General features: G+C 72.1%; 15 protein-coding genes. 5 read left to right on the top strand and 10 right to left on the bottom strand.

Features of this window, described 5'->3' with window-relative positions; translation table 11 throughout:
- Nucleotides 1-124 precede the first annotated feature (124 nt).
- Together IF83_RS0120085 and IF83_RS0120080 are read right to left on the bottom strand one after the other, a co-directional pair.
- The gene (locus IF83_RS0120085; RefSeq protein WP_030546079.1) at nt 125-805 is read right to left on the bottom strand and encodes a two-component system response regulator PhoP; all 681 of its coding nucleotides are present in this window, start codon (nt 803-805) and stop codon (nt 125-127) included.
- 202 nt (nt 806-1,007) lie between these two features.
- Nucleotides 1,008-2,381: a two-component system sensor histidine kinase PhoR gene (locus IF83_RS0120080; protein WP_037680585.1), complete on the bottom strand. Its 1,374-nt coding sequence runs from the start codon at nt 2,379-2,381 to the stop codon at nt 1,008-1,010.
- A 434-nt stretch (nt 2,382-2,815) separates the two neighbouring features.
- On the opposite strand from IF83_RS0120080, the gene phoU reads away from it, so the two are divergent.
- Entirely contained in the window at nt 2,816-3,493 is a 678-nt protein-coding gene (gene phoU / locus IF83_RS0120075) for a phosphate signaling complex protein PhoU (protein WP_030546074.1), read from the top strand.
- Between the two features lie 795 nt (nt 3,494-4,288).
- Here phoU and IF83_RS0120070 read toward each other — a convergent pair.
- The 3 genes from IF83_RS0120070 to IF83_RS0120060 all read right to left on the bottom strand — a co-directional run bounded on the left by IF83_RS0120070 (nt 4,289) and on the right by IF83_RS0120060 (nt 7,071).
- Complete coding sequence (locus IF83_RS0120070; RefSeq protein ID WP_030546072.1) at nt 4,289-5,167, bottom strand: hypothetical protein; 879 nt, start codon at nt 5,165-5,167, stop codon at nt 4,289-4,291.
- The gene (locus IF83_RS0120065) at nt 5,164-6,333 is read right to left on the bottom strand and encodes a DUF2306 domain-containing protein (RefSeq protein WP_030546070.1); all 1,170 of its coding nucleotides are present in this window, start codon (nt 6,331-6,333) and stop codon (nt 5,164-5,166) included. Before IF83_RS0120065 ends, IF83_RS0120070 begins: the two co-directional genes overlap by 4 nt.
- 105 nt (nt 6,334-6,438) lie before the next feature.
- Nucleotides 6,439-7,071 (bottom strand): PadR family transcriptional regulator, encoded by a 633-nt coding sequence (locus tag IF83_RS0120060; protein ID WP_078843644.1) that lies wholly within the window; start codon nt 7,069-7,071, stop codon nt 6,439-6,441.
- 637 nt (nt 7,072-7,708) lie between these two features.
- On the opposite strand from IF83_RS0120060, the gene IF83_RS33800 reads away from it, so the two are divergent.
- The gene (locus tag IF83_RS33800; RefSeq protein ID WP_158711070.1) at nt 7,709-7,996 is read left to right on the top strand and encodes a hypothetical protein; all 288 of its coding nucleotides are present in this window, start codon (nt 7,709-7,711) and stop codon (nt 7,994-7,996) included.
- A 468-nt stretch (nt 7,997-8,464) separates the two neighbouring features.
- On the opposite strand, the gene IF83_RS0120055 is transcribed toward IF83_RS33800, so the two are convergent.
- From IF83_RS0120055 to mshA, 5 genes are all read right to left on the bottom strand, one after another.
- A complete protein-coding gene (locus IF83_RS0120055; protein ID WP_030546066.1) occupies nt 8,465-8,875 on the bottom strand; it encodes a VOC family protein in 411 nt (136 codons plus the stop codon).
- Nucleotides 8,876-8,951: 76 nt separating this feature from the next.
- Nucleotides 8,952-9,311, bottom strand: coding sequence for a helix-turn-helix domain-containing protein (locus IF83_RS0120050; RefSeq protein WP_030546064.1), 360 nt, complete (start codon nt 9,309-9,311; stop codon nt 8,952-8,954).
- Nucleotides 9,312-9,886: 575 nt separating this feature from the next.
- Complete coding sequence (locus IF83_RS0120040) at nt 9,887-10,645, bottom strand: phosphoglyceromutase (protein ID WP_030546062.1); 759 nt, start codon at nt 10,643-10,645, stop codon at nt 9,887-9,889.
- A gap of 181 nt (nt 10,646-10,826) precedes the next feature.
- On the bottom strand, nt 10,827-11,399 hold the full coding sequence (locus IF83_RS0120035) for a type III secretion system chaperone family protein (RefSeq protein ID WP_078843643.1): 573 nt from the start codon (nt 11,397-11,399) through the stop codon (nt 10,827-10,829).
- Nucleotides 11,386-12,696, bottom strand: coding sequence for a D-inositol-3-phosphate glycosyltransferase (mshA, locus tag IF83_RS0120030; RefSeq protein ID WP_037680580.1), 1,311 nt, complete (start codon nt 12,694-12,696; stop codon nt 11,386-11,388). Before mshA ends, IF83_RS0120035 begins: the two co-directional genes overlap by 14 nt.
- Nucleotides 12,697-13,084: 388 nt before the next feature.
- Between mshA and IF83_RS0120025 the strand changes: the two genes are divergently transcribed.
- The 3 genes from IF83_RS0120025 to IF83_RS0120015 all read left to right on the top strand — a co-directional run bounded on the left by IF83_RS0120025 (nt 13,085) and on the right by IF83_RS0120015 (nt 17,369).
- On the top strand, nt 13,085-13,894 hold the full coding sequence (locus tag IF83_RS0120025; RefSeq protein WP_030546056.1) for a class I SAM-dependent methyltransferase: 810 nt from the start codon (nt 13,085-13,087) through the stop codon (nt 13,892-13,894).
- Between the two features lie 581 nt (nt 13,895-14,475).
- Nucleotides 14,476-14,865: a DUF6507 family protein gene (locus IF83_RS0120020; RefSeq protein ID WP_030546054.1), complete on the top strand. Its 390-nt coding sequence runs from the start codon at nt 14,476-14,478 to the stop codon at nt 14,863-14,865.
- Between the two features lie 5 nt (nt 14,866-14,870).
- Entirely contained in the window at nt 14,871-17,369 is a 2,499-nt protein-coding gene (locus tag IF83_RS0120015; RefSeq protein WP_030546052.1) for a hypothetical protein, read from the top strand.
- The last annotated feature ends 2 nt before the right edge of the window (nt 17,370-17,371 follow it).

The following is a 17,371-nucleotide window of genomic DNA, read 5'->3' as shown; positions in this document are numbered from 1 at the left end:
GGCGGCACGGGTTCCGGCCACACCGGCCGGAACGGCCGCACCCGCCGCACCGGGCTTCCGCGAACGACACCGCCGCCGTTCTCGCGTCGCGACGGGCAGCGGGCGGTGGTCTACCGGGGGGCGTCTACGGCTCGAACTTGTAGCCGAGGCCTCTCACGGTCACGAGATAGCGCGGAGCCCCCGGGTCGGGCTCGATCTTGGCGCGCAGCCGCTTGACGTGGACGTCGAGGGTCTTGGTGTCCCCCACGTAGTCCGCGCCCCAGACGCGGTCGATGAGCTGCATGCGGGTGAGGACGCGGCCGGCGTTCCGCAGGAGCATCTCCAGCAGGTCGAACTCCTTGAGCGGCAGGTCGACCTTGGCGCCGGAGACCGTGACCACGTGCCGGTCGACGTCCATCCGTACCGGCCCGGCCTCCAGGGCCGCCGGGACGACCTCCTCCGGCTCCCCGCGGCGGCGCAGCACGGCCCGGATGCGGGCGACCAGTTCGCGGGAGGAGAAGGGCTTCGTGACGTAGTCGTCGGCTCCTATCTCCAGGCCGACGACCTTGTCGATCTCGCTGTCCTTGGCGGTCACCATGATGACCGGGACGTTGGAGCGCCCGCGCAGCTGGCGGCAGACCTCGGTACCGGGGAGCCCGGGCAGCATCAGGTCGAGCAGCACCAGGTCGGCGCCGTTGCGCTCGAACTCGTCCAGCCCGTCGGGCCCGGTGGCCGCGACGGCGACCTCGAAGCCCTCCTTGCGGAGCATGTAGGACAACGCGTCGCTGAACGATTCCTCGTCCTCGACGACGAGCACTCGGGTCACGAAGGGACCTCCGGTCTGTTCTGCGAGCGGCGCTGCTCGGCGCCACTCCGGCTTGGGTCGGCTCCCCCGCGTCGGGCGGGGGTGCGGGGGGTTGGCGCGGCCCCGGGGCACACGGCCCCGGGGGCAGCGGTGGTGTGGGTGTCGGTGGTGTCAGGGGGGTCGGCGGTGGCTGCGGTGCCGGGCCGGGGAAGGCCGGCCGGGGTCACGGGAGGGTCTCCGGGGCGGAGAACGAGGCCCGTGTGAAGGGCTGGAAGGAGGCGTCGTCCTCGTCGAGGTCGTCCTCCGGCTCGGTGAAGGGCCGGTCCGGGGCATGGGGAGCGCGGGAGGTGCCGTGCGCGCCGGGGGCGTGCGCGTCGGGCTCCGGCGCGCCGGGGCCGTCCCCGTCGCGCACGGGCTCCCCAAGCCCGGCCTCGCCGCGGTCCCTGCCGTGCCCGGCCTCGGGGAGCCGGAGGGTGAAGGTGGAGCCCTGGCCCTCGGCGCTCCACACCGTCACCTCCCCGCCGTGGGAGGCGGCCACGTGCTTGACGATGGCCAGGCCGAGGCCCGTCCCGCCGGTGGCGCGCGAGCGCGCCGGGTCGACGCGGTAGAAGCGCTCGAAGATGCGTTCCCGGTCCTTCTCGGAGATCCCGATGCCCTGGTCGGTGACGGCTATCTCGATCATGTCCCCGCCGGTGCCGGCGATGCGCCGGGCGGCGATGCCGACCCGGGTGTGCGCCGCGCTGTAGTTGACGGCGTTCTCCACGAGGTTGCCGAGGGCCGCGGCGAGCTGGCCGCGGTTGCCCCAGATGGCGAGGTGGGCGGTGCCGCCCGAGGCGATGGTGATCTGCTTGGTGCCCGCTTGGTGGCGGCAGCGGTCGATGGCCTCGGCGACCAGCTCGTCCACCCGTACCGGCTCGGCGTCCTCCAGCGGGTTGTCGTTCTGCACCCGGGAGAGGTCGATCAGCTCCTGGACGAGGTTGGTGAGACGGGTGGCCTCCTTCTGCATCCGCCCGGCGAAGCGGACGACCGCCTCGGGGTCGTCGGAGGCGTCCATGACGGCCTCCGACAGCAGGGAGAGGGCTCCGACCGGGGTCTTGAGCTCATGGCTGACGTTGGCCACGAAGTCGCGGCGGACGGCCTCTATCCGGCGCGCCTCGGTGAGGTCCTCCACCAGCAGCAGCACGAGCCGGGAGCCGAGGGGGGCCACTCTGGCGGAGACGGCGAGGGCCTCGCCGCGACCGGTGCCGCGCCGGGGCAGATCCAGCTCGACCTGGCGTATCTCGCCGTCCCGGCGGGTGTCCCTGGCCATCTTCAGCATGGGTTCCACGGCGAGCTTCCCGCCCCGCACGAGTCCGAGGGCGTAGGCGGCGGAGCTGGCCTTGACGACGCTGTCGGCCTCGTCGAGCACGACGGCCGAGGAGCGGAGCACAGAGAGGACGGTGTCCACGCCCGGTGGCAGCACGGCCTCGGTGTGGAGGGAGGTGCGGGTGGGTTTGGCCTGCTCCCGCTCGCTCCAGCGGAACGCGAGCATGGCGATGACACCGGTACAGACCCCGGCGATCGCTGCCGTGGCGGCTACCGCCGCGTTCACGTCCATGAGTCCAGATTAAGCGGGTCCGGAGACACCTCCACAGCCGTCCGGGGACCGTCTCGGACACTGGTCGCCGAGAGTTCACCGGCACGTCGGCACCGGTTCATTCCGGCGGACCGGCCGGCGTCGCGCGAGGTGGGACGGGGGCGCGCGGCGAACCGTACGCGCTGTAGCCGGTTCCGCACGCCGCCCCCCGGGGGCGGTTCCGGGCCGCGGGACCGGGGGCGGCGCGGAAACGAGCCGTTGCCGAGAGTTCACCCCGGCGCCCACGGTGGTTCATCCGGGATGCCGGAAGCCGACGCGTGGGCCCACCAGCGTGGCACCGTGGGGGCCGGCAGCTCTCGCCGGGACGGACGAGTGGTCCGGACCGGCGGACGGCCCGACGCGGGATATACACAGGATTCGCAGGTATCGCAGGATTTCGATGGAAGGAAAGCGCGATGCGGGACGCATACCACGAGGAACTGGACTCGATCGGTGACGACCTGGTGGAGATGGCCCGGCTCGTCGGCTCCGCGATCGGCCGGGCCACGACGGCCATCCTCGACGCCGACCTCAAGCTCGCCGAGAGCGTGATCGCCGCCGACGAGAAAGTCGACACGCTCCAGCACGAGCTGGAGGCGAAGGCGATCACCCTGCTCGCGCGCCAGCAGCCGGTCGCCACCGATCTGCGGATCGTCGTCACCAGTCTGCGGATGAGCGCGGACCTGGAGCGCTCCGGCGACCTGGCGCAGCACGTGGCCAAGCTGGCCAGGCTGCGGTTCCCGGAGACCGCCGTGCCGCGTGACCTGCACTCCACGATCCTGGAGATGGGGCAGCTGGCGCAGCGGCTGATGGCCAAGGCCGCCGAGGTCATCATCACCAAGGACGTGGACCTGGCCCTCCAGCTGGAGCAGGACGACGACGCGATGGACCTCTACCACCGCAGCCTCTTCCAGCACCTGATGGACGACCGCTGGAAGCACGGCATCGAGACGGCCGTCGACGTGACGCTGCTCGGCCGCTACTACGAGCGGTTCGCCGACCACGCGGTGTCGGTCGCGAAGCGCGTCGTCTACCTGGTCACCGGAGAGCACGCGGACGAGCTCACGGCGGAGACGCAGGACGAGGGGGCGTAAGGGCCCGACGGCACCGGCCGGGGGCCGGGCGCTGAGTCCCTCGGACGGGGGCCGGGCGCTGGCTCCCGTCCGGGGGCCGGGGGCTCGGCGCCGGGTCCCCCGGACGGGTGCCGGGCGAGGCCGTCCCTGGGTGTGGCCCGCCGCCTGCGGGACGACTGGCCGGGAGAAGGCAAGGGGGCGTGCGGGGCGGCCGCGGACGGCGCGAGGGCATCGCGCGGGGCGCCCGTGCTCCGGAGGCGGCGCGAGTGCTCTCACGCGCCGTTGCCGCGCCCGTCGCGGCGGGTGTCCAGTGGTCGGTGCAGGACCGCCGCGGGTCCGCCGCGGACCCGCCGCGGGGCAGGTCCAGCGCCGTCGAGGAAGGGTACTCATGGCCGATTTCCCGACCACACCGTCACCGTCACCGACCGTTCGCGAGCCACGCGTCACCGAGATCCCGCTGCCACTGCTGGGAGCCTGCGGCTGCGGCTCCGGGTGCAGCTGCGGCTGCCAGAGCGGCGGCTCCTGCCAGTGCGGCGGCAGCTGCGGCTGAGCGTCCCGGACGCCCCGCCGTACCCCTGTGAACCCCCGCGCGCCGGGGCCTCCCGGCGACCGCAGCGATGGGTCGCGCGCGGTCGCAGAAAGGGACGGCCGTGTCGCGCGGGCCCTCGCCGGACCGCGACGCGCGGACACGCCTCCTTGAGTCCGTGACGCGCGGACCCCCGGCGAACACCGGGCAGGCACGGGTGCGCGAGCACACGGCGCGGGTCCCGGCCGGAGGAGGAACCGGCCGGGGCCCGCGCCTGGACGGGAGCCCCCTCAGCCGGTCCGCACCGCCTCCGTTCCCGTGGTCCGGCCGGCGCGGCCCAGTATCAGCCCCGACGTTCCGGCGACCAGCAGCCCGAGCAGCATCGCCAGCAGTGACAGGGCGGGCCCGGAGGCCCAGTCCACCGGGCCCGGCCGGATCGCGAGCACGAGACCGGCGGCCAGTGCCACCCCGGGCACCGACAGCACGGCGGCGCGGCTGCGCCGCAGGTCGTTCTCGGCCAGCGTGCCCAGGACGCCCACTCCGAGGGTGAGCGCCCACACCCCGAGCGCCTGTGCGTCCGCCCGGTTCACCTCCCAGGGCACGAAGCCGCCGCAGTAGCCGGGCAGGAAGAGCAGCCCCGCGCCGACGCCGGACCAGGAGAAGCCGAGCACCGCCAGCAGCGGCTTGGACCAGCCCGGCACCGGCACCCGTTCCCCGTCCGGGAGCTGCCGCGGCTGCCGCGGCTGCCGTACGGCGCAGGCGACGGCCCACAGTGCCAGCGCGGTGGTCACCAGGAGCCAGCCGGGGGAGTACAGGAAGCTGACGATGTTCCCGCCCCGGTTCATCACCAGGGAATCCCAGTTGAGGAACGTCACCGCGCTGAGGCCGGCCAGGGCCACGACGGCCGGCCACACCATGGTGCGCGCCTCCTCCCAGGTGTGGCACCGGGCCAGGGCGAACAGCCCGGGCGCGGTGCCGAGCATCACCGCCCCCACCATGCCCTGGCCGAGCGGTTCGGGGGACACCCAGGGGCCCAGCAGGTTGCCGGTCGCGTTGACGGCGGCCAGCAGCAGCCCGTTCAGCAGGCTCACCACCCCCACCACAGTGCCCAGCAGTGCGGTGCCGGGACTCAGTTCGCGTGTGCCGCCCGCGCCTCGAACGGTGCTCATGCGGGTTGCCTCTCCCGTGTGGTGGGTGCGGCGGCAGGGCTGCCGGCCGCTGTCCTTCGGGTCGTCTCGCGGGCGAGCATCACCCGCACGGTGACCGTCAGCACACCGGCGAACGCGGTCATGCCGCAGCTCACCGCGATCCCGGCGGTCAGCGCGACGGACCGGTCCAGCCCCAGCGCGGTGGAGAACAGCGGCGTGAGCCCCACCGCCAGCACCGGAGCCGCGCACAGGGCGACCAGATGGATGCGCCACTCCTCCCGCGGCCAGCCCCGCGTGGCGGTCGCCCTGTGCAGCAGCACCGCGTACACGAGGGCGAACGGGAGAAGGAGGCCGAGCAGGAGACGTGTCCGGGTGTCGCCCCACGCGGAGGAGTGCGAGACGATCCACGTGAGCGCGGCCGCACCCGCCAGGTGGGCCGCCGCGAGCACCGGCCAGGGCGCCCAGCTGCCCCGCAGCCCGCCGATCCGGCTCCGCCGGTCCATGGCGCGGGAGGCCAGCAGTGCCCCGAACGCGACGACCATGCCCAGGTGCATGATGGCGACCCGGTTGACCTCGGCCAGCGACGCCCCGGGCATCAGCGCGGGCAGGACGCTCCACTCCAGACGCAGCAGCGGCGCGGTCATCAGGAAGCCGTAGCCGAGCAGCAGCCACCGCTGGTGGAGGTCGGGAAAGCCGCCGAGCACGGCCATCACGCCGAACGTCACGCTCAGCACCGTGCCGACCAGGATGGTGGCGAGCACGAGCCAGAACGCCGGCCCGCTGAACGCGTCGGCGGGAGCGGTCCGGGCCAGATAGACCCCGGCGCCCGCCATGGACCCGTAGACGGTGAGGACGTAGAGGACGCCGAGCCCCCGGTGCAGCCCGGTCCGCCGGCGCACCGCGGTGAGCAGCTGCGCGGGGCCGAGCAGCATCAGCAGTCCGCCGAGCACGGAGTGCACGATCATCGCGACGAGGCTGCGGCCGTAGGGGCCGAGCCGGGTGGCGAAGGCGTCGGCCACGTACGACGGAGAGACCGTCGCGGCCAGCAGCCGCTTGCCAATCGCCGGGGCGTCGGGGTCCGCGTAGGGCCAGAGCTCGGTCATCGCGAGGGGTGCGTAGGCCACGGAGGCCGTGATCACCGTGATCAGGGCGGCGCGCCGCCAGGGACGTACTCGGTCACGGGGCATGGGGCCTCCAGCGGGATCGTCTCCCATAGTCCACTTTGGACTATGGGGAAGGTAGTGGCGACCCCACGCCGCGTCAACGGGCGGCGCGCAGATAGGATTTGGGGGCTATTCCTTCCGGATGCCGGGGTCGGAGCCGAGGCCGGGATCGGAGCTGGGGCCGGGGTCGGGGCCGGGGCCGGAGCCGGGGTGGGGGCCGCCTCCGTCGTCATTTCCGCCGTCGGCCGGGCGGGCGCCGCTCTCCACCCACTCCCAGAACTCGGTCATCATCCGCTCGTAGCGAATGCCGTACTCGAGCGCCTGACGCTGGCCCAGCGTCAGCAGCGCCCCCACGTCGGCGGCGAGCGTCAGGTACTCCTCCAGGGTGCGGCGGTGTTCCCGAACCTGGGTCGGGGCGACGAGGTCGTGCCGGGCGCCGAACCACAGTTTCAGAATGTTGCGTTCACGGGCCTCGACGGGCACGAAGGCGTCGTCGGCCAGCCACCGGCCGAGGGCTTCCCGGCCGGTCTCGGTCAGCCGCATAACCCGGCGGTTGCGCCCTCCGTCCTGCCGGGTCTGGGAGAGCAGGCCGGCCGCGAGCAGCCGGTCGCACTGCGCGTACACCTGCGCGTGCGGCACCTGCCAGAACGGCGCCACCGTCCGGGACGCCTCCACCTTCACGTCGTAGGGACTGGCCTCGCCCAACTGCCCGATGATTCCGAGGACGAGGTACGAGGTGGACGTCAGGCGTGTCTCCGGCATGGGCCCGACGGTATAGCGAGGCGCGCATGCGGTGAAACGGCCCGGTGCGGCGGCAACCGGCCCCCGCGCGCATACGCCGCGCTCCGACCCGCACGGGCCGGGTGTACGGGCCCCCGGTCCTCCCGCCCGGCGTAGAACCGGCGTTGCTGTACCCGCCGCCCGCGTCGTCCAGGTAGTACGGGTTGATCGAGGAAGGCGAACGGCGCACGCAGCAGGTGATCGACAACGAGCCCGTGCTGTCGTTCATGCTGCGTCTGCGCGATCAACCGGAGCCACGAGGTCTACCGGGGTCGACGGCGCACATTCCCGTCCCCGCAGCGAAACGAACGCACAGCTTACGAGCGGACATTGGTCTGGGGGTGTGTCCAAGGAGATCGCTTCAGCGACGATCCCCCAGATCCCCTCGCCTCGCTGCTGGCCAAGGTCAACAACGGGGACACATTCCGACTCCTGGAGACAACGCGGGCGGCGAAGACCGCCACCCCCACGACGAGGAATGGCGGGAACATGATCGCCACGGCCCTTATGCGCAGGGGCGTCGCCGGAGGAACTAACCCACAGAGCGGAGTCCCGGTCTGCGGCAGCGCAGGCGGGGACTTGCCGTGAGGGCTGCTCACGCGAGCTGGAGCGGGGCGGCTTGCGAATCGACGAGCAGACAGCGCGCGCGCCGACCGACAGCTCGCCGCTGTACGGGCACCCGTGGCCGGACTGTCTCAACGCGGTGGCCGACCCTTGCGACGTGACACGTCACTTCATGCTCGCGCGACGGAGGAACGTGGAGCTCGCCGGACTGCTGCGCGGGCTGTTCGATCAGTGCGCGCTCGAAGTGGTGGCCCGCGCCGGCGATCTTCTGGAGGGAGTACCCAATGTGTACGGCCCGCCTGGGCAGTCCCAGACGGGCCATCACGAAACACCCTCTGAATAGGCGTTTCCCTTGGGCCCCGGCAGGATTCAAACCTGCGGCACCCGCTTTGGGAGTGATGTAGGGCGTCGTTGGCGTGGCTTGCGTGCCTGCTACCTGAGCCGTGGTTCGCTCCGCGCCCGCTGTTCGCCTCGATTCGCCGTGGTTTCGCTCTCGTTCAGGCAGGAGGAGGCGGCATACGGAGGGTTGTCCGACCAGGTTGGTGTAGCGACTTCGGGCTGGAGCCGGCATGGGGTGAGAGATCGGGGACCCGTAAGCTTCCCGTGACTCGGGCAGTTCCCAGCCTGCCCGCAGTGGCCCAAGGTGGTCCCCCGATCTTCGAGGCTCGTCTCATGGTGGCTGCTTGAAGTCGTGGAGCCGGCCGGCCCTCGCCGGCGCCTTCCTCTCTTCCGGCCCGCGTCCGCGCGCGGGCCGGCGGCCGGGCCGGAGCGGGAGGTGCGACCGTTCGTGGATGCGAAGTGCCGGAGTGCTTCAGGCCTTCGGCTGGGTGAAGCGGATGCGGTTGCCGAAGGGGTCACGCAGACCGCAGTCGATCCCGTACGGACGCTCGGTGGGCTCCTCGGTGAACTCCACCCCCTTCTCGAGCAGCGTCTCGTAGGTCTTGCGGCAGTCATCCGTGGTGAGGACGAGCCAGCCGCCCATGGCCCCCTTGGTCACCAGCTCGCGCACCTGTTCCGCCGTCTCCTCCGACATCGCCGGCGCACCCGGCTTCTCCAGAAGAATCTGTCGCTCGGGGTGACCCGGTACACCGACGGTCAGCCAGCGCATGAAACCCAGGTCGACGTCTGCGGTGATCTCCAGGCCCAGCTTGCCGACGTAGAAGTCGATGGCCTCGTTCTGGTCGAGGACGTATATCTGTGACTGCGTGATGGCGTTGAACATGACACTGACACTAGCTATCAGCCAGGACGAAAACTTATCCAAAACTGCTCAGCGGACAAGACGTTCTGTCGGCCGGTCAGGCATGCGGTCGAGTCCACGCCATCGTGAAGCACGTCGGCACGCCCACAGCAACCGCTTCTTTGCGGTACGCCCGGGGCGACCGGCCGACGATGTCGCGGAACGTTCGGCTGAAGGTGCCCGGGCTGGTGAAGCCGACCTCATAACTGATGTCCGTCACGCTGCGGTCGGTCTCCCGTAGCAGGAACATCGCCCGTTCCACGCGGCGACGCTGCAGGTAGCGGTGCGGTGTCTCACCGAACGTGGCCCGGAAGGTACGCGTGAAGTGGGCCTGCGACACGTGTGCGACGCGGGCCAGGGCGGGGACGTCCAGCAGCTGCGCGTAGTCGCGGTCCATCACGTCACGCGCTCGAAGCATACGGCGGTTGGTCTCTTCTGCAGCGCGGCTCACGGCACCATCTCACCACGGTCCGCCCGGACAGGACCCGGGACGGCGGACCTTCCAGGACTTGCCAGGCCACCACTCACCCCATCTCCCGTCTCGTCTGCCGTCGACCCACACATCGTGGAACAGGTACGGTGCCGGGCGTCCGGGTGTAGCGCGCCACTATACGAACGACCTGGACGCCCGGTGCCGTGTCTGCTCGGCTCTGCCTGAGTCGTCGGCAGGCGGGATAGAAGCCCCCCGCGCTCGTCACCTTCGGCCGGCACTCGCCCGCGGCGCCCCCGCCATCTCGGAGCCCGCCCCCACCGGAGGCATGTCCTTCACCGCGGCCCGGGTCGTGCGGTACTCGCCTCACAGTCCCGGCCCCATCTCCTCGTGGGCGCGCGTCGGCGGAGCGGAGCGCAGCCGGGCTTGAAACCCGTGGAGAAGGCTGCAACTCAGTCGTCGGCCGTGGGTCCGAAAAGCCAAGCGCAGTGGGCGGCAGGTTGGCCCGCAAGCCCCCTGCTCACGGAGAAACCGCAGGCAGGGGGCTTGATCGCGTCCTGGGACTACTTCTTGCCCTGGTTCTTGACCGCCTCGATGGCCGCCTTCGCGGCGTCCGGGTCGAGGTAGGTGCCGCCCGGGTTGAGGGGGCGGAAGTCGGCGTCCAGCTCGTAGGAGAGCGGGATGCCCGTCGGGATGTTGAGGCCGGCGATGTCGGCGTCCGAGATGCCGTCGAGGTGCTTGACCAGGGCCCGCAGGCTGTTGCCGTGCGCGGCGACAAGGACGGTGCGGCCGGTCAGCAGGTCCGGGACGATGCCGTCGTACCAGTACGGCAGCATGCGGAGGACGACGTCCTTGAGGCACTCGGTGCGCGGGCGGATCTCGCTCGGGATCATCGCGTAGCGCGGGTCGTCGCTCTGCGACCACTCGGAGCCGTCCTCCAGGACGGGCGGCGGGGTGTCGTAGGAGCGGCGCCAGAGCATGAACTGCTCCTCGCCGAACTCCGCGCGGACCTGGGCCTTGTCCTTGCCCTGCAGGGCGCCGTAGTGGCGCTCGTTGAGCCGCCAGGAGCGCTTGACCGGGATCCAGAGGCGGTCGGCGGCCTCCAGGGAGATCTGCGCGGTGCGGATGGCGCGCTTCTGCACGGAGGTGTGCACGATGTCGGGGAGCAGGCCGGCGGCAGTCATCAGCTCGCCGCCGCGCTGCGCCTCCTTCTCGCCCTTCTCGGTGAGGTTGACGTCAACCCAGCCGGTGAAGAGGTTCTTCGCGTTCCACTCACTCTCGCCGTGGCGGAGCAGGATCAGCTTGTACGGTGCGGTGGCCATGGCCCCGAGCCTAATCGACCCCTGTGCTGCCACGAACCCCGTTCCCCGGCCGTCTCGGACCCCGGACGGCCGGGGGACGGAGTCCGGGCCGGAGGTCCGGATCGGTGAGCCCCGGTGACGCTCGGGCGGCTTACGGCTTACGGCTTACGGCGGCGAGGGCCGGCCGTGTCGCCCGGCCGCCTCAGCCCGCGGCGTCTCCGGACGCACCGCCGGACGTATCCGCGGCCGCGCCGCCGGTCCCGCTGCCCGAACCGCCCCCGGTCGGCGCCGTCAGGTGGGCGAAGGCCTCGAGGTTGCGGGTGGACTCGCCGCGGGCGACGCGCCACTCGTACTCCTTGCGGATCGCGGTGGAGAAGCCCATCTCCAGCAGGGTGTTGAAGCTGCCGTCCGCGTTCTCCAGCACGGTGCCGAGCAGCCGGTCCAGCTCCTCCGAGGTGACGGCGGCCAGCGGCAGCTTGCCGGCGAGGTAGATGTCGCCGTGCCGGTCGATGGCATAACTCATGCCGTAAAGCTTGGTGTTGCGCTCCAGCAGCCAGCGGTGGACGGCCGCCTCGTTCTCGTCCGGGTGCCGGACGACGAAGGCGTTGACGGACAGGGAGTGCCTGCCGACGACCAGCGAGCAGGTCGTGGAGAGCTTCCGGACACCGGGGAGCTTGACGACGTAGTGGCCGTCGGACGGGCAGTCCCATTCGAGGTCCGCCTCGTCCAGCGTTCGTTCGACTGTCTCGATCACATGCGGGTCAAGGTCGGCCATGCAGTGATCGTAGGCGACGCCGCTGGTGCATCTGGTGCATGGCCGCCGCGTAGACGTCGGCCGTTGCCGAGGCGGTGGTGTCCCAGCCGAACGACTGTGCGTGGCGGGCCGCCGCGGCGCCCATCCGGCCGGTGAGCTCCGGCCCGTCCAGGAAGCGGCCGAGCACCCGGGCGTAGTCGGCCGGGTCGTGTCCCTCGACGAGGAAGCCGCTCTCCCCGTCGCGCACGGCCACCGGCAGGCCGCCGACCGCGGCGGCGACGACCGGCGTGCCGCACGCCTGCGCCTCCACCGCCACCAGCCCGAACGACTCGCTGTACGAGGGCATGACGAGCACGGAGGCCGCCCGGTACCAGTCGGCCAGCCGGTCCTGGTCCACCGGCGGATGGAACCGCACGACGTCGCAGATGCCCAGCTTCGCCGCCAGCTTCTGCAGACCCTCCGGCTTGGCGAGACCGCTGCCGCTGGGCCCGCCGACCACCGGCACCACGATCCGCTCGCGCAGCTCCGGCCGCTCGTCCAGCAGCACGGCCACGGCGCGCAGCAGGATGTCGGGGGCCTTCAGCGGCTGTATGCGGCCGGCGAAGAGGGGTATCAGCGCGTCCTGCGGGAGGCCGAGGCGGGCGCGGGCGGCGGCGCGTCCGTCGGCGGGACGGAAGCGCCCCAGATCGACGCCCGGGTGGACGATCTCCACCTCGGCGGGGTCGGCGTCGTAGTGCTCGACGAGCTCGTCGGCCTCGCCCGCGGTGTTGGCGACGAGGCGGTCGGCAGCGTGCACGATCTGCGTCTCGCCGATGACACGGGCAGCGGGCTCGGGGTTGTCACCGGCCGCCAGGGAGGCGTTCTTGACCTTCGCCATGGTGTGCATGGCGTGCACGAGCGGTACGCCCCAGCGCTCGGCGGCCAGCCAGCCGACGTGGCCGGAGAGCCAGTAGTGCGAGTGCACGAGGTCGTAGTGGCCGTGGCGCTGCTCGGCCCACGCCTGCATCACGCCGTGCGTGAAGGCGCACAGCTGTGCGGGGAGCTCCTCCTTCGCCAGGCCCTCGTACGGGCCGGCGTCCACATGCCGTACGAGCACGCCGGGCGCCAGTTCGACGGCGGGCGGGAGGGAGGCGGCGGTGGCCCGGGTGAAGATCTCCACCTCGATGTCGATGGCGGCCAGCTGCTTGGCCAGCTCGACGATGTAGACGTTCATGCCGCCCGCGTCGCCCGTGCCGGGCTGGTGGAGCGGTGAGGTGTGCACGCTGAGCATGGCGACCCGGCGCGGCCGCCGGGTGCCGCCGAGGCCGCCGAAGCGCATGGGGGGACGGCCGCGCCGGTCGTTCCTCGGCTGCTGGGCGCCCCGCTGCTTGGGCAGGGCCGATCCCAGCCAGGGCACGTGATGGCTCACCGCGCGAGACCTCCTAAGTCGGGGCACGGGCCGCCCCTCCTCCGTGGTGCAACCGGTGGGGGAAACACTTCATTCCGCGCGGGCGGGGGTTGCCGCCGAGCAGGGGTTCGCTTCGGGCAGTGGTTCCCTTGCGGGCGGGGAGCGGGTGCGGCGATGGCGTGCTCCTGCGGGCGGGCCGCCGCGCACCGGCGGCGGCCGGGGGCGGCGGGGGTGACCGGGACCGGTCGAGGGCGGCGGAGGCGCTCCGGGGGGTGACCGGGGCCGGTCGGGGCCGCCCCGGGCCGCATAGGCTCGGGGCATGGCAGGCCGCGTCCCCCCGAGCTCCCGGCCCGTCGGGACGGCGACCCGCGGGACCACCAACCCCAACCGGCTGCGGCGCATGGACCGCTGGATCATCGCCGTCCACGCCCCCGCGCTGCTGCGGGCCGCCGGACCGCCCGTCGCCGTGGACCTCGGCTACGGGGCCGCGCCCTGGACCGCCGTCGAACTGCTGGCCCGGCTGCGCCGGGTCCGCCCCGACAGCCGGGTGGTCGGCGTCGAGATCGACCCGGCCCGGGTCGAGGCCGCACGCCCGTACGAGCGGGAGGGGCTGAGCTTCCGGCACGGCGGCTTCGAGGTGCCGCTGCCCGGCGGGGCACGCCCGCTGCTGATCCGGGCGGCGAACGTCCTGCGCCAGTACGAGGAGGACGAGGTGCGGGCCGTCTGGGAACGGCTGTGCGGGCGGCTCGCCGCGCCGGACGGGCTGCTGGTCGAAGGCACGTGCGACGAGATCGGCCGGCGCCACGTCTGGGTCGCGCTCGGCCCGGAGGGTCCGCGCACGGTGACGTTCGCCACCCGGCTCGGCTCGCTCTCCGCCCCGTCCGACCTGGCGGAACGGCTGCCGAAGGCCCTGATCCACCGCAATGTGCCCGGCGAGCCCGTGCACGCCTTCCTCCGCGACTTCGACCGCGCGTGGGCCGCCGCCGCCCCGTACGCCTCGCTGGGCGCCCGGCAGCGCTGGATGCACGCCGTGCGCTCGCTGGCCGGCGGCTGGCCGGTCACGGACGGGCCGCGGCGCTGGCGGCAGGGCGAGGTCACGGTGCGCTGGGAGGCGCTGGCCCCGCGCTGAGGGACGGCGGCTGAGGGAACCAGGACGCCGGGAACCGCGGGCCGCGCGGGGCGCGTGCTACTCCCGGGGCGGTGATCCGTCGAGCACGCAGCGCCACCGCTCCCCCGGGTGGTCTCCGGGTCTTCGGCTCGCGGCTCGATCCATTCGGTCCGGCCGGATCTCCGTTGCGGCCGGGGAGTCGGGTTGGTACGGATGTTGAGCCCGGCGGCGAGGTCACGGGGCGGACGGCCTCGGGCGGACGGCTGCCGGGGCCGCGGAATGTCAGTGGCGCGGGGGAGGATGCGGAATGCCGGTCATGGACCGGTTACGGGGTGGAGCGCATCAAGCCGAAGGGGGACGAATGACCCACGGGCCACAGCGGAGATCCGGTACGGGCCGATGAGGCCGTGCGAGCGACGCCGATGGCCGCCGGTGATCGCCGGTGGCGCCGCTTGCGCCGAGGAGGGCGGACCTGAACTGGCCGCGCAGCCAACGTTGTTGACCGCGACCAGAGGCGGCGTCGGTCGACGGAGGCGGCGGCCGGAGCGACGGCCGGTCCGGCAGCGGCCGGAAACAGGGACGACTGACGGGGGTTGGTTGACATGACGGGCTGGGACATCACGCCCAGCGGGGTGGAGTCGGTGCTGTCGCAGGTGCGCACGGCGGCCGGCGATCTGAGCGAGGACATCGCGGGCTACGGCGAGAGCGTGCGGAGCGCGGCGACGTCGGCGGGCACGATCAGCGGACCGTACTGCGGTGAGGCGCCCGCCGGACCGGTGGGTGCCGCGGTGGTGAACTTCGTCGGCGACACCCAGTCGCAGATCGTCTTCATGGCCGCGCGGACCAAGAAGACGATGGACGGCACCGTCAAGGCCGTCACCGAATACTTGGAGGGCGACCTGGAGATGGCGGCCCGCGCCCAGCGCGAGGCGGCCAAGGCGCCCACCCCGGCCGAGCTCCGCGCCGTCACGGCGAAGAACGGCAAGGAGTAGCCGCCGTGATCGAACCGGGGATGATCCCACAGTACACCGGCGACTGGGGGCAGTTGGAGAAGGACATCGCCGCGCTGCGCAGACAGGCCGGCGGTATCCGGGGCGCGGGCGGCGACGTGCACTCCCGTTTCCAGGGCGTGTCCGCCCACTACCAGGCGCCCGAGGCGGGGCAGTTGCTCTCCTCCACGCTGCCGGTCAAGACCACCGCCGACGAGTTCGCCGACGACATCGAGGCGCTCGCCAAGGCCCTGGAGACGTTCGCCTCCGAGGCCAAGCCGCACGCCGACCGCCTCAAGCAGTTCAAGCAGAAGGCGTTCGCCTTCGTCGACAGCGTCGCGGGCGACGACGACTGGACCGACGACCAGGACAAGGTCGACGCGCACCAGGCGCTGATGGACGGCGTGGCGGCGGCCCGTGAGGGCTTCCAGGAGGCCGAGCGCAAGGCGGCCAACACCATCAACGCGATCAGCCCGGCGATGTGCCGCCCGAAGTGGGTCGAGGACGACGGCAGCCACAAGCCCGGCATGTACGGCCAGAGTGCCGAGATGCTCGCAGGCATGGAGGACCTCCCCTGGGGCAGCCCGGAGGGGCGCACCTACGAGCGCTGGAGCCTGGAGTGGTGGGGTCACGGCGCCAAGAGCTGGGTGTGGGACGGCATCGTCGTCGACAGCATCTGGGGCGGCGTCCAGAGCATCGGCACCCTGCTCGGCTACGACGGCGCGGAGGCCGCGGGACAGGCGTGGGACGGCCTGCGGCGCACCTTCGTCGGCGCGTACGCGTACGGCATGGACTGGGCGGGGCAGGAGGAGCACCTCTCCGACTGGCAGAAGGAGAGCAGGGCTTACACCAAGGAATTCGGGAAGGCGTTCATCGCGTACGACATGTGGGAGGAGGACCCGGCCCGGGCGCACGCCACGGTCTTCTTCAACATCATCACGCTGGGCGCCGGGCCGCTCGGCGCGGCGGCGAAGCTCGGCAAGGGAGGCACGTTCGCGAAGGCGGCCGGCACGGTGGCGAAGATCGGCGACGCGCTGGACCCGCTGTCGGGCGGGCTCCGGGCGGCCCGGGCGCTCTCGGACCTGCCGAGGATGTCGCAGGTCGTGGCCAACGTCAGCGACAACCTGAACCTCCCGAAGTCGAACTTCCCGGACGGTGCCCTGGACGATCTCGACAACCGCTACCGGGTCGACAAGGACGGCAACCTCATCCCCCTCGACCAGCAGGGCAGGCCGGACACCCGTCCGGCTCCGCGGGAGCTGGCCGCGGCTGACCGCGTCCCGGACCTGTCCGTCAACCGGCCGGACCGGCTGGACCGGTCGGCCGGAACAGACGGGCCGGACGGGCCGGACGCGCCGGACGGTCCGGACGACGGGCCCGGCCGGCCGGGCGAGCGGGAACTGGTCGGCGCGGGCGCCCGCCCCGGCGAGGGCACGGCCCGCGCGGGCGAGGGCGTACCACCGCCGAGGGCGAGCCACGAATCGCCCAGGCCGGTGGGCGGCGACCGGGGCGGTCCGGGTGGCGGCCCGGGCAACGCCCCGGACGCGGGCGGAGGCGGTGCCGGTCGCACAGACCCGGGCGGCTACGGCAACGGTCCGGAAAGCGGCACGGGTAGCCCTGGGCCCGGAAGCGGCGACCCGGGCTACGGCAGGTCACCGTCCGGAGGCGGCTCACCGGAGGCCCCGCACGGGGACACCCCGGGCGACGGCAGCGGTCCAGGCAGGGGCACAACACCAGGCGACGGAACCCCCGGGAACGACGTTCCGGGCGACGGCATTCCGGACGGGGGCACCCCGTCCGGTGAGACACCTCCCTCCGATGTCCTGCCCGGCATCGAACCGGACCGGTACACCAGGACGGATGGCGACATCGCCCAGGCGAAGACCGGGCCGTTGAAGCCGGAGCAGGAGGCCGGTCTTCTCGCCGAGCTCACTCGCGCGAGGATGCCGGCCGCCGATCAGCAGAAGGTGATCCAATCCCTGCGCAAGGACCCCTACGGAGCGGGCGTCGCCGAACTCATCAACCGCGGGCATCTGCGTGACGTCGAGAACTACGACGGCATCCTGAACATGTGCAAGAACGGGCCCAGCAGAAGCGACCCGAGCAGCATGGTCCCGGCCGCCTACATGGCCCTCACTCACGCCACCGAACTTCAGAACCGAGGGATCGCCCGCCTGGGCTTCGAACTTGGCGATGGGAACACACCGTGGGACCTCAACGTGTACATACGCAATGAGGACGGTTCAATTGACTACGGATACCAACTCAAAGATGTTCAGAACTCCAAGAATATCGCCAAAATCGCTAACGGAGCCGCGAAGCAACTCGAATACGAACCAATGGGCCCGCGCGTGGCCATCCTGGACATCCACCAACACATGTCGAGAATGGATGCGCGAACTTTCGCCAAAGTCGAAAGATGGGCCGAGAAATCCAGAGCAACATTTCTTCTCCGTTTCGAGGACGGGTCCATAACTGTCCCGCCCAATGGATCAGTCTTTCCATGAGG

This window comes from Streptomyces albus subsp. albus, assembly GCF_000719865.1.
Taxonomy (GTDB): domain Bacteria; phylum Actinomycetota; class Actinomycetes; order Streptomycetales; family Streptomycetaceae; genus Streptomyces; species Streptomyces albus_E.
This window is presented reverse-complemented; position numbering and strand designations above follow the sequence as displayed.

What these genes read in the sequence shown, in the direction of transcription:
- IF83_RS0120070 (WP_030546072.1), bottom strand. Translation starts at nt 5,167, where the DNA reads ATGAGCACCGTTCGAGGCGCGGGCGGCACACGCGAACTGAGTCCCGGC.
- IF83_RS0120035 (WP_078843643.1), bottom strand. Translation starts at nt 11,399, where the DNA reads ATGGCCGACCTTGACCCGCATGTGATCGAGACAGTCGAACGAACGCTG.
- IF83_RS0120065 (WP_030546070.1), bottom strand. Translation starts at nt 6,333, where the DNA reads ATGCCCCGTGACCGAGTACGTCCCTGGCGGCGCGCCGCCCTGATCACG.
- IF83_RS0120020 (WP_030546054.1), top strand. Translation starts at nt 14,476, where the DNA reads ATGACGGGCTGGGACATCACGCCCAGCGGGGTGGAGTCGGTGCTGTCG.
- IF83_RS0120050 (WP_030546064.1), bottom strand. Translation starts at nt 9,311, where the DNA reads ATGCTTCGAGCGCGTGACGTGATGGACCGCGACTACGCGCAGCTGCTG.
- IF83_RS0120055 (WP_030546066.1), bottom strand. Translation starts at nt 8,875, where the DNA reads ATGTTCAACGCCATCACGCAGTCACAGATATACGTCCTCGACCAGAAC.
- mshA (WP_037680580.1), bottom strand. Translation starts at nt 12,696, where the DNA reads ATGCGCTTCGGCGGCCTCGGCGGCACCCGGCGGCCGCGCCGGGTCGCC.
- IF83_RS0120025 (WP_030546056.1), top strand. Translation starts at nt 13,085, where the DNA reads ATGGCAGGCCGCGTCCCCCCGAGCTCCCGGCCCGTCGGGACGGCGACC.
- IF83_RS0120040 (WP_030546062.1), bottom strand. Translation starts at nt 10,645, where the DNA reads ATGGCCACCGCACCGTACAAGCTGATCCTGCTCCGCCACGGCGAGAGT.
- phoU (WP_030546074.1), top strand. Translation starts at nt 2,816, where the DNA reads ATGCGGGACGCATACCACGAGGAACTGGACTCGATCGGTGACGACCTG.
- IF83_RS0120080 (WP_037680585.1), bottom strand. Translation starts at nt 2,381, where the DNA reads ATGGACGTGAACGCGGCGGTAGCCGCCACGGCAGCGATCGCCGGGGTC.
- IF83_RS0120060 (WP_078843644.1), bottom strand. Translation starts at nt 7,071, where the DNA reads ATGCCGGAGACACGCCTGACGTCCACCTCGTACCTCGTCCTCGGAATC.